We start from the raw sequence: 11,160 nt of genomic DNA, 5'->3' as shown, positions 1-11,160 counted from the left end.
TTGAAGACTTTGGATAATTAAATATATTTTTATAGTTAACATATGAGATATTATCGGAAGAGAGGAAGCCCAAAAGCTTCTTCTCTTTTCTACTTAAATTCAATTAACACAAAAAAGTTTTCAAAAATTGATCATTCATTCATTAATCGCCGATTGTAAAATTAAGCTAGACAATTGAAAAAGCCATTCGTGGTACACTCACAATGTATTTTCCGACCAAAGAAAAACATAGGAGTGATCACGAATGACCTACACCCATCTTACCACGGATGAACTGGTGATGATAGAATCCTACCACCGCCAAAATATACCTGTAGCGATCATTGCTAAGTTGATGAACCGTTCCAGGCAGCCAATCTACAACGTCATCAATTTCCTGAAATCAGGACATACAGCGCTCGACTTCTACACGCAATACAAGAAAAATAAGAAACGCTGCGGCCGGCGGAAGATTGTCCTGCCGAAGAAACAAGTGGCCTATGTTCAAGACAAGGTGGCGCAGGGCTGGACGCCGGATGTCATTGTCGGCCGGGCAGAAACGGCCATCGATTGTTCCGCGCGCACCATCTATCGCATGTTCAAAAATCAGGTCTTTGACGCCGCCACGCTGCCGATGAAAGGAAAACGGAAACCCAATGGACACCAGGAACGCCGGGGAAAACAGGCGTTCAAACGCCATATTTCCGAACGGGAAGCCGACAACCCGTCGTTCAAAAAAGAGTTCGGGCATATCGAAGGCGACACCATTGTGGGTGCCCGCCACAAAAGTGCGGTGATCACGCTGGTCGAACGGCTGACGAAAGTCATCATCGCCCTGAAGCCTGCAGGACGCAAGGCTTGCGATATTGAAACTGCGTTGAACCAGTGGTTCCAAGGGGTCCCGAGAAATCTGTTCAAATCCATCACGTTTGATTGCGGCAAGGAATTCTCCAATTGGAAACCGTTGTGCAACCGGCACGACGTCTCGATTTACTTTGCGGATCCCGGCACGCCTTCTCAGCGCGCCTTGAATGAAAACTCCAACGGGCTCCTGCGGAAAGACGGCTTGGCAAAGGAAATGGACTTCAACCAGGTGGATCAAACATTCATTTCGTCGGTGGCCGACAAGCGGAATAACATCCCAAGAAAGTCACTGAATTACCGCACACCGTTGGAGGCATTTTTGAGTCACCTGAATGGAGTCGATCTGTCTAGCTTAAATTGACAAACGGAATGATTTAAAGATATCAGTGTACTGCAACTTTTAACTGATACATCTATAAAAGCAGCAAAGGATTTTTCGTCAGCAACCGCCAGGGCGTTAGTCTATCGATTGTTCGACGTGAATGATTGCCTCGAACGGCACATGGATGATCCCTTCCCTTTGATTGGCCAGCTCGACGGTCCGCTCCATGTAGTTCGTCCGGTGCACGAATCCTCTGAATCGTTTCATCTCCCGCTTCTCCACATATTTTACCTCTACCAAATCTCCGCTGAAGATCGCGTCGTTCAGCACATTCTCATAGACCGATAGGACCTGTTCATCGATATCTGGCATCTCAATTTTTTGAATCTCTTTATAGTATTTCGTCAGTAGCGCCTTGTGCTCGGGCATGAGGAATGGGATCCATTTCAATTCGCCCCGATCGCGATACATCGTCATAATAATTACCCCTCTCAATAAAACGAACGTTTGTTCTTATTTTATACCCGATTTGTCCCGTTTGAACAGCCTTTTTCGTGATTGGTAATCCGTGCGTCCTGTTTCCGTACTCTAGCTCGCTGGTCTTCGGTGCAAGGGACGTCAAAAAAATGACGCGCCCTCCGGCCCGTCTTCCTTCGCTTTAGGCTCAAAGCGAGGCTTTTCGCTCGTTGGCTACGGAAGCCTGTCCCTCCGTTTGCTCTACGCATTTTTTTGAGGCTCTCCCTGCGGTCGCCCTTGCACCGTCTCCCGACGCTCTCTTCGTTCCCGTCAACAGGACGCACAACGGTGTTCGTTCTGAGCTCGGCTTATCCGAAAGGGGACAAACCATCATGGAACTTACATCCATCATCGAGGTCATTCGTATCAAACAAGAGATTCGCGAGGAGATGGTCGCTCTCGAGCACGCCATCATCCAATCACCGGACAGTGCCCGACAAATCGGTTCCTCGTTCATCGGGGACGACGACCGTGAAGTGTTCCTCGTCATCATTCTCAACACAAAGAACCGGGTCATCGGCGTCCACCGGGCACACGTCGGGAGCGTCAACTCGAGTGTCGTCCACCCACGGGAGGTCTTCAAATGCGCCATCTTGAACAACGCCTCGTGCCTCATCGTCTGTCATCAGCACCCGAGCGGGGACCCGACGCCGAGCCGGGAGGACATCCTCGTCTCCGAACGGTTACATGAGGCGGGGGACCTCATCGGCATCCCGGTGCTCGACCATCTCATCCTCGGAGCGGACGAGTCGTACGTCAGCATGAAACAGCGAGGTTACATGGGTTGAACGGAATGGAGTGGGGCCGGGGGACCGGTCCCGGTCCGTCCGGTAAGGACAAGGAAGAAAAACGTACGTTTTTCTTTGACTGGATGGGCGACTCGCGTTGCTCTCGCCTGGATCCATAGAGCGGGATCCGGAAAAGGGTCGTTTTCGCATGACGAAAACGCGATGGTTCGTGTGTGAAGGTTGGACGTTGTTTTGGTCTGTCTCGTAAGAAGACTATTTGATGAAATGACAGAAGTGAAAACACGGTTTGTTTATTGAAAATGAGCATGTTTTCTAAACAAGCCCTAGGGCTTACGTGAAATTAGGCGAGATGTTGTCTGCTTGGATGCGAGGTATCATGAGGCTATCAACAGGAGAGGAAGATTCAGATGGACAGTTACCAACTAGATCAACAGACGATGGACGAGATGACGGAGGTATTGCTTCGACTGTATTTTGCAATACAAATGTGCACAATAATGCAACGAAAAGTACAGAACTTTGCCAGCTGGGTTTTAGTGTTTCGACAACGCATGCGTGACACGATAACTGTCACCTGTAAAGTTTAGTATGTGAGCGTGATGGATGACGCGATCGACGAGTGCCGCAGTCAAGCGCGCGTCGCCAAAGATGCGATTCCATTGGCTGAACTCAAGGTTGGATGTGATGATCAGGCTCTTTCGCTCGTACCAGTCGGTGATGAGATGAAACAGAAGTTCCGCAGATTCTTTTGTGAGAGGGAGATATCCCATCTCATCTAAAATAATCATATCTGCCGACTCGAGACGAGAATGGAAGTTGCCTAGTTTTCCATCCCGCCAGGCCTTGTTAAGTTGCTCGACGAGTTCAGAGACCCGGAAGAACCTCACCTCATAACCTTTGTGACAAGCTTCTCTCCCGAGCCCGATGGCCAAATGGGTCTTTCCTGTACCCGGGGACCCTGTCAGAACGACGTTCTGTGAGTGCTCGACGAAATTCAGTGAGGTCAGTTCGTCCTTATCTAAATGCTTTGGGAAGTAGATGTGATTGCCCCAATGATAGTCGTCTAGTGACTTATTGTTGATGAATTTTGCCTTTTTGATTAACCGTTGCGCTTTCGCTTCCTCGCGGAGGCGCATTTCCATCGAGAAAAGCTCCGTGAGAAACTTTTCAGGGGATTCCGTTGGAATCGATTCATAGATTTCAGCGACATAGGCAAGGCGGAGCGATTTGCACATTTCTTTTAGGCTCATACTGCACCACCTTCTCCCCAAGGCCGATTCAGGCTATCGTACTTGCTCCAATCCACATCATAAGGATGGTCCTCAACCACGGCTGGATCGTCGTCCTCGCTCAGTAGCTCGTATAGGCGTTCATTGATCTCGAGGATTGGATAGAGTGCGAGCTTGGCTCGGATCCAGGCCAGTCTTTCCTGCCGAACGAGTAAGTTGGGTACGCCCAGGTACTCTTTGATTCTACCCGGCAGATATTCGGAATAACGGGAGTGCCCGAAGCTTCTCGGCTTCTTGTGCCAAGTGCTGATGATGTTTTCCCATGGGAGCGCACGCTTTGTCATCATGTAGGGACGTTTTTCTTCGTAGAGGATTTCTCCGTGAAGTGAGAGAATCTTCATCGAATCCCACCTTAAGATGGCGCGTACTTGCCCATGACGAGCCCCTGAAGGGATCAAGACTTTCGTCTTATCGATCGTTATTTCGCCGTACTTGTTCACCTTGAACAGTTCTTCTTTGAAGACGGGGAAGTCTTCTTGCGGCAATCGCAATAGATGTCTCTGCTCTTCTTCGAACAACTCACGGATCAGCACATGCTTTTCGTAATGCACTCTCTCCATGTCATCCCGTAGGGAAGCTGCGAGTTGCCGGTTCGTCGAATCGTAATCATGCATGACAGGGGCTGGGACAAGAAAATTGTACCGAACGTATCCTACCTTGTTCTCGACACTTCCTTTCTCGTTACCTCTGTAAGGATTACAGCTTTGAACTTGGAAGCCGTAATGTGCCATGAACTGCAGGAAAGCATCTGTATAGATCGCCTCTTCTTTTGTCGTTCGTGGTTGGATGACTGCGGCGGGGAGATTATCGATTCTGAGCTGTTGCGGTACACCACCGATTTCTTCAAAAAGCATTTTGAGTCCCGTCAAAAAGCACTCTTGGTTTTCTGCGGGCAGGGCGACAGCTGCTGTGCGGTTACTGAAGGGCAGGCTCATGACGAGGCATTTTACATCGACCGCATGACTATCTTTGACGACTTCCATCGTCCCGAAATCTACCTGTGCCTCACCCGGAGGGTGTTGCAATCGTTCTTGCCTTGTGTCGTTTTCCTCCTCGCTCGTCATATGCCAGCTCTTGATGAAATTGCAGACCGTCCGGTAAGAACCCTCGAATCCGTTCGCCACCAGCGTTTCATAAAGCTTTTTATTCGTTCGTCTTAACTTTTTCTGAAGCATTTGATCCTCGGTCAACCAATCCTCGACCATCTCGCCCCATTTCGTTCCGTACATCATGCCTCTCTTGGGGCGAATGGTTTCACTCGGCAGTTGAGCTGAATCCGCGTATTTTTTTACCGTCCTCCAGTTGAGGTCTAGATTTTTAGCGATTCGATTGATCGAATGTGATTTGTGGTTTCTCAGATATTTGATACAATTGATATCGGACATTGCTAGCATTCCTTCCATCTCCTAACGTTCTTGTGTCGCAACTTAAACGTTAGGGTGAGATTATGGTTGCTGGCAAGTCCTTTTTCTTTTCTAAAATAGGAGTGCAGAGTTGTGTACGTTTCCGTTGCACACTTCTGCACTCCTATTTTGCATTACACACTTCGACGCCTTCCTGACCGGCTCCAAGAAGATTTTGACGACTTAAAACTTGTGAGCATGGATCTTCTTTGTGATGTGAAGGAAGGAGAACGCTTGACCCACCTCACCGTCTTTTTCAATACCAATATGATTCGACGGAATCGTCGTACATAAGAACAAAAATATTTGTATACATGTATACATGTAGATTTGTATACGCGTATACATGTATACATTTTTTAAAGTCGTCATTTCTGTAGTTTCATGAACAAGGACTGAACTGGCTCTGGACGGGGAATCGTTCTATAGCGAAGCGGAAGGGGGGAGACGTGATGGATGAGGGGCTGCTTGATGACTATGCGTTCGCTGGATTGGATCCGTTCGTCCGGACGGTGTTCTCGGAACTGATGGAACATCCCGAATGGATGCGTGTCGTCGACAGGGAACATTGCGTCGAGAAGGTCGTCCGGTTCGATGACGGACGGAACTCGCCTTACTTCCGGGTGCTGATCTATCTGGATGCAGAAGAGCGTCCGATCAAGAAAGTGTATCTATACGGGACATGGGTGGTGGCGGATGGAGAAGTCAGCTTCGTCGTCTCAGAGCTATCCAAGGGTGTATTCGAATATGAAGTGATGCATGTCCATTGGCTCATCAAGTATCGGTTCGAGGATTGGGGCGTGTCTGAAGACGGGGCATGGGAGAAGGAATGGTGATCCGGGCTCATGCGTGAGCGTCTAACGCCAGGAGGCGAAGTCGCTCATCGCACCGCTGCCCCCCTGACGGCCCGATAACAAGAGCTGCTGGCTCACCGCCGCATCTCTATGTTCCTGGCCCTTTCTAACGGGAGGCACGGAGCGTAAGGGCAACGTCAAAAGCAAGAGCGTGGGCGCGTCTAACGCCACGCGGAGTGGCATTCGAATCTAGGACAGGCCCAAATCGCGGACGCAATTCTCGACAGGATCGTACACGACTCCTATAAAATCCTGGTCGATGGCGAAACCTCAATGAGGGAACACCACGGGCTAGGGATAAGCTAAGATCTTGGCCATCGATGAGTCGATGGCCTTTTTCTTCATATTGACTCGCTCAGTCGTCCGCACTAGTGGCTCTCTGTATCCGCAATACTCAGCAGGACAAAAAACGCATCCTTCGAGTTTTTGAGGATGCGTTTGAGCAATGTGACTCTATTTGACTCGCGTTTATATTCCTACATATAAGCATACAACTGATGGTAGTTTCCAAGGTGGAGCGACGGAATGGACGTATCAGACATTGGAGCGGAAAGGATATATCATAAAATTGGTATTTTTCGAGCATATATCACAAGGTTGATGTTGTCGCGCGATTCAATAAAAACGAGTTTTTTCATCATGGATTAGCTCGTCTATATTATTAATTGTAATAATTAAAATTTATTATTTTACTAATATTTCGTTTTTGGGCATAGAATGATAGCTTCTTGCTGTCGTATGTGAATATATAAAGTATTTACCGGGCTCTTCAAAAATATAAGAAATTACATACAGTCCGTCTTGTTGATAATTGGCTTCAATTTTTTCGTGTTGGCTTTCCTCTTGGCCTTCTTTCCATATCTCGAATTCAACTTTATCCGCATCGTCTACTTTCTCGTTTCCTTGAGAAACAGTTGCTATAAGTTCAATAACTTCGTTTGCTTTTACTATTTCAGGATCTGTTTTAAATTGTACATCAATTAATTCTGGAATCACTTCAGGTCCATTATTGCTTACTGTACTTCCACAACCAGATAATACTAACAAAACAATCAACAGTGAAAAAAACCTTGCCATCTTTTTTCTCTCCTTTAAACGATTTAATATTAACATACACGAAAATGTGATGTATTGATTATTACATTAAAAGTGACCTGATCATGCAATCTTATTAGCTATCGAGCATAGACCCCATGTCACTTTTAAGGTTCAAGACTTTATAGAGCGTCGTATGCTCGATTGGTTTACTTTTCTATATAAAAAATAAAGAAATGTACATTTTATATATTAAGTTCAATTTTATATATTAAGTTCAAAAGATATTAATTGAACTTAATCCAAAAAGTTGGATCATGAAATAGATCATCTGGTGACTTCGACAACCTAGGTTTGAATTTGGACCTTCATATCCGTAAATTTATCATCGACCGTTAGACACGGCCTTAGTAACCTAAGGTTCGTCTCGACGTATATTGCCAGTTGAAGGTCATCAAAGGAGAGAAGAGTCTGTACTTCAAGATTGAATCGATTAAAGATTGTCTACCCATCCATATCGTTTTTAATATCTACATAGTGAATGTGTATGTCGCACCTGAGATTGTATTCCCCAGGCACTCGTAGGGGGGGGGGGGCACGAACGAAAGCTCATCCTAACTTTCTGAAGTTTTTCTTGCGAGTCAGTTAGCGTTTGGTCACCGAGACTTTAAAAGCTTTCGGACATAAAAATCGCCCCATAAAAATTAGATTATCAGGTCCAACTTTTACGGGGCATCTAATATTCTGTGGTCTAAATATTAAGTGATTTACTGAAGTAATTATATAGTGTTAAACAATTTCGCCTCTGAAATTCAGAAAAATTGGGATGGGTTGACTGTATTCCCTGCACTTGTAGCTGAGTACGAATAGTTTCCTCGATGGACTTCAAAGTGTAAATGAGAACCGGTCGAATTTCCGGTACTCCCCATCGCACCGATGTTCTGTCCTCGGGTCACACGTTGTCCGGCGGAAACGGACAATGAGCTCATGTGAGCATAAAGGGTAGTCCAAACTTGACCGCCTATGACATGCGTAATGATGACATGATTTCCATAAGGTCCACCCCAGCCTGCTCGAGTTACAGTTCCTGTTTGAGCAGCCATAATAGGAGTTCCTACTGGTCCAGCTGTATCTAGTGCATTATGGAAGCTGTAGCCATTGGCCCCGCCTGCTGGACCCCATCCTTGGGTTACGATACCTGAGGTTGGACGTTGAAAAACTCCGCCACTTGTTGGAGAAGCGAGTGAATCCGTAGTCTTTGAAGTGTTTACCACTTTCTCAGAGTTTGGTGATTTTTCGAGAGAGGCTTTATTCTCGCTGATTTCATTTTTTTCGGCACTTTTTGCTTCTGCAGCTTTACGCGCAGCCTCTTTGGTACGAATTTTAGCTTGTTCTTCAAGCCTTTGGGCTTCAATCTCTGCTTGAATTGATTTTTCTTGTTCTTGAAGCGTCGATTCCATTTGTTGCAAGCTTACCAATTTAGATGTGAACTGGATTTTTTCGGCCTCTAATTTTTTTATTTGAGCAGCCCGCACTTTAATTTTGCCGTTCAATTTTTTCTGACTATTCTCTAGCTCTTCTTTTTGACTAATAAGCTTATCTTTTTCAGTGTCCAATTCAGCTTTAGCAATTTGAAGCTTATTTTTTGTTGATTGATATTCTTTGAAAAGTTCTTGATCATTTTCTTGAATCGTCCCTGCGGTGATCATGCGTGAAACCAGATCACCAAAGTCTTTTGAACCAAAAATAAATTCAGCCCAGTTTATAGAAGAACCACCGTTTTTTTGCATCGTGACCATGCGTTCTTCCATCAATGTCTTTTGAGAGCTCATTTTTTTCTGGAATTCTTTAATTTGAGTTTGAATCTGAGCAATTTTCTTTTGGGTTGTCCGAATTTCAGCCTTCTTCTGGGTGACCTCATTGATAATATCCTGTAACTCGGATTCCAAGTCATTCAGTTTCTGTTCTTCGAGTGTGATATCTTGTTCACGCTGCTGAATTGACGTATTAGCTTTACGTTGCTCTGTAGAATTTTGCGCTTGCTTCTGCTGGATATTTTTTTGTTTTTCAGTCAAGTTTAAAGCGTAAGAAGGGGATGCGCTTTGAACTAACATAACACCAAGTAAAGTTGAAGCTATAATTTTTTTCATGGTAAACAATGTTGTTGCCTCCGTAACTTATCTCTATTATAAAAAATGCGTTGCTGGATAAAAGTATTCGTATCATGATTAAAACTCGAACCGGAATCATTGTATCAATATTACTTCACCATCTATATTTCTATTTCTTTTCATTTCTATGTCAGTTGTTCTTTTGAGTTTATTGTCATTCGAGTATATCAAGAGAAATACTTATAATGCCATTTTGATGAGGAAATGAATGATGACCACTGAATTTAGGACATTTTGTCTCAAATTCAGTGGTCAAATCGTTTGTTAGTATTTGTTTGGTGTTTATTTAGTAGTAACTCTTCATAAATTTATCAATTCCTTTGGCGGTTGCTTTGATCATGTTACTTCCCGACATATAGGAGCGATCTACTGAGTTAGCAATAAAGCCATATTCGATGAGAGTAGAAGGTACCGTGTTTCTTCCTACCACATAGACATCTTGTCGCTTAACGCCTCGATTTTTAAAATCTGGAACGTTCATGGCGATTTCTTGATTAATTACTTCACCTAATCTGCGGCTAGCGTTCGCATATGGATTTGTGGTGTACGCGCTAGAAGTAGGGACGAGTGCTTCATGACCTGTAGCGAAAGAAGGTGAAGAATTAATGTGGACGCTTATGAAAGCGTCAGCATCAAGCCTTTCTGATAGATTGGTCCGCTCAACAAGTGACAAGTATCTATCATTTGAGCGCGTTAGTTTCACTTCATAAAGCTCATAGTTTTTCTTTAGTTCGTCGGCCACACGATTAGCAATGTTTAGGGTGAGTACTTTTTCTTGAACTGTACCGTTTGAAGTCACTGCACCAGCATCTCCCCCACCGTGTCCAGCGTCAATTAAAATCACGTGTTTGTTAGCTGGAATCACCGGTGATTTTATAGGAGTTTTTCCGGTAAATGGTTGCACAAAACCAGATGATACGTAACCGACTTGATTGTTATATCGCACCTTGTACCAACTGGCGCTTTTCGATATGACAGAAATCGAAGTGCCTGAGGGAATTGTTGTCAAAATAGATCCGTAACGACTCGCTTGGTTACGTAAATTAAGATTTTCGATAGTAATATATGTTGGATAAGTGGATAAAGAATCCCCCGGTGCCACTTGCACTATATAATGTCGAGCAGGTGTGAATCCTGTAATACCGTTATACATAACTTTTAACCAAGAACCCGTTGTGCCCGATTTTCCTAGTACAGTCACTTCAGTAGATGCTGGAATCGTAATAAGGACCTTTGAGTTCACTAAAGACATGCTTGAGCGAATCTCGGTCGTTTGCTTACTTCGTGACTTCATAGCCGAGGGCGATATGGTTACATACTGACTTGCCACATAGCCTTGAGTCCCATTGTATGATACTTTATACCAAGGGCCTGAGGCAGCATGGTACATTAGTGGGCTGGACTTTGGGATAGTCATTAAAACGGGTGATTTGACAGATGGGCCCTTACGCAGATTTAGTGAAGTTTTAGTTTTATATATTGTGTTTATTGAACTGACTGAATTTTTAGGTATAGGTTTTGGCGTCACGTACTTCGTTGAGACATAACCGATTTTTGAATTAAATGAAACTTTAAACCAGGATTTATCTTCTCCATATACACCTATCTTCTTAATGGTTTTTCCTTTTGGAATCGTCAAAAGGACTTTGCTTTTTGAAGAGAACGAGGAACGCAAATTCAAATTTTCAGTTGTTATGAATAGAGATTCCTCTGCATGTACGACGTTTAGGACGTTAACACTAGTTAAAAGCTTAAAGGGATAGAAAAAAGAAGTTAATAAAGCCAAGGAAATTACTAAGCTTATTCGAAATTTATGTTTAGACTTCATAATAGACTCCTCATATGTAGTTTTTTTGGTTGTAAAGACCCATGAATGGTTTTTTACTATCTGTATGGTACTTATCCTTTAAATATTAGTCATTCTATGCAACGATTATTGGCTTTCGTCTATCTACAGTTAAAAGTTTTCTTGCCCTGT

9 protein-coding genes and 1 pseudogene are annotated in these 11,160 nt (G+C 44.4%); 4 read left to right on the top strand and 6 right to left on the bottom strand.

What is annotated here, in order from left to right; all coding sequences use genetic code 11:
• The first annotated feature begins 244 nt into the window (after nt 1–244).
• A complete protein-coding gene (locus KNP75_RS07070; RefSeq protein WP_114167461.1) occupies nt 245–1,204 on the top strand; it encodes an IS30 family transposase in 960 nt (319 codons plus the stop codon).
• A 96-nt stretch (nt 1,205–1,300) separates the two neighbouring features.
• Here KNP75_RS07070 and KNP75_RS07065 read toward each other — a convergent pair whose 3' ends face one another.
• The gene (locus tag KNP75_RS07065) at nt 1,301–1,642 is read right to left on the bottom strand and encodes a YolD-like family protein (RefSeq protein ID WP_029595514.1); all 342 of its coding nucleotides are present in this window, start codon (nt 1,640–1,642) and stop codon (nt 1,301–1,303) included.
• A 371-nt stretch (nt 1,643–2,013) separates the two neighbouring features.
• Here KNP75_RS07065 and KNP75_RS07060 point away from each other — a divergent pair, with 371 nt between their 5' ends.
• Nucleotides 2,014–2,469: a JAB domain-containing protein gene (locus KNP75_RS07060; RefSeq protein WP_215190104.1), complete on the top strand. Its 456-nt coding sequence runs from the start codon at nt 2,014–2,016 to the stop codon at nt 2,467–2,469.
• Nucleotides 2,470–2,963: 494 nt separating this feature from the next.
• Here KNP75_RS07060 and istB read toward each other — a convergent pair whose 3' ends face one another.
• Both istB and istA read right to left on the bottom strand, forming a co-directional pair.
• Nucleotides 2,964–3,680, bottom strand: a complete 717-nt coding sequence (gene istB, locus KNP75_RS07055) for an IS21-like element helper ATPase IstB (protein WP_029595512.1) — start codon at nt 3,678–3,680, stop codon at nt 2,964–2,966.
• Nucleotides 3,677–5,113, bottom strand: a complete 1,437-nt coding sequence (istA, locus tag KNP75_RS07050) for an IS21 family transposase (RefSeq protein ID WP_029595511.1) — start codon at nt 5,111–5,113, stop codon at nt 3,677–3,679. The genes istB and istA overlap by 4 nt, the downstream gene beginning before the upstream one ends.
• A gap of 461 nt (nt 5,114–5,574) precedes the next feature.
• Between istA and KNP75_RS07045 the strand changes: the two genes are divergently transcribed.
• Together KNP75_RS07045 and KNP75_RS07040 are read left to right on the top strand one after the other, a co-directional pair.
• Nucleotides 5,575–5,958 (top strand): hypothetical protein, encoded by a 384-nt coding sequence (locus KNP75_RS07045; protein ID WP_029595509.1) that lies wholly within the window; start codon nt 5,575–5,577, stop codon nt 5,956–5,958.
• A gap of 195 nt (nt 5,959–6,153) precedes the next feature.
• Nucleotides 6,154–6,282, top strand: a pseudogene (locus KNP75_RS07040) (ATP-binding protein); the annotation flags it as partial.
• Nucleotides 6,283–6,660: 378 nt separating this feature from the next.
• Here the strand turns inward: KNP75_RS07040 and KNP75_RS07035 are convergent.
• From KNP75_RS07035 to KNP75_RS07025, 3 genes are all read right to left on the bottom strand, one after another.
• Nucleotides 6,661–7,053, bottom strand: coding sequence for a FixH family protein (locus KNP75_RS07035; RefSeq protein ID WP_029336184.1), 393 nt, complete (start codon nt 7,051–7,053; stop codon nt 6,661–6,663).
• 770 nt (nt 7,054–7,823) lie between these two features.
• Nucleotides 7,824–9,161, bottom strand: a complete 1,338-nt coding sequence (locus tag KNP75_RS07030) for a murein hydrolase activator EnvC family protein (RefSeq protein ID WP_029336183.1) — start codon at nt 9,159–9,161, stop codon at nt 7,824–7,826.
• A 307-nt stretch (nt 9,162–9,468) separates the two neighbouring features.
• Entirely contained in the window at nt 9,469–11,010 is a 1,542-nt protein-coding gene (locus KNP75_RS07025) for an N-acetylmuramoyl-L-alanine amidase (RefSeq protein ID WP_081828362.1), read from the bottom strand.
• Nucleotides 11,011–11,160: the final 150 nt, after the last annotated feature.

The organism is Exiguobacterium sp. s6, assembly GCF_018618155.1.
GTDB classification, from domain to species: domain Bacteria; phylum Bacillota; class Bacilli; order Exiguobacteriales; family Exiguobacteriaceae; genus Exiguobacterium; species Exiguobacterium mexicanum_A.
This window is presented reverse-complemented; position numbering and strand designations above follow the sequence as displayed.

Coding starts and splice junctions, on each gene's coding strand:
- KNP75_RS07070 (WP_114167461.1), top strand. CDS start 245: ATGACCTACACCCATCTTACCACGGATGAACTGGTGATGATAGAATCC.
- KNP75_RS07065 (WP_029595514.1), bottom strand. CDS start 1,642: ATGACGATGTATCGCGATCGGGGCGAATTGAAATGGATCCCATTCCTC.
- KNP75_RS07060 (WP_215190104.1), top strand. CDS start 2,014: ATGGAACTTACATCCATCATCGAGGTCATTCGTATCAAACAAGAGATT.
- istB (WP_029595512.1), bottom strand. CDS start 3,680: ATGAGCCTAAAAGAAATGTGCAAATCGCTCCGCCTTGCCTATGTCGCT.
- istA (WP_029595511.1), bottom strand. CDS start 5,113: ATGCTAGCAATGTCCGATATCAATTGTATCAAATATCTGAGAAACCAC.
- KNP75_RS07045 (WP_029595509.1), top strand. CDS start 5,575: ATGGATGAGGGGCTGCTTGATGACTATGCGTTCGCTGGATTGGATCCG.
- KNP75_RS07035 (WP_029336184.1), bottom strand. CDS start 7,053: ATGGCAAGGTTTTTTTCACTGTTGATTGTTTTGTTAGTATTATCTGGT.
- KNP75_RS07030 (WP_029336183.1), bottom strand. CDS start 9,161: ATGAAAAAAATTATAGCTTCAACTTTACTTGGTGTTATGTTAGTTCAA.
- KNP75_RS07025 (WP_081828362.1), bottom strand. CDS start 11,010: ATGAAGTCTAAACATAAATTTCGAATAAGCTTAGTAATTTCCTTGGCT.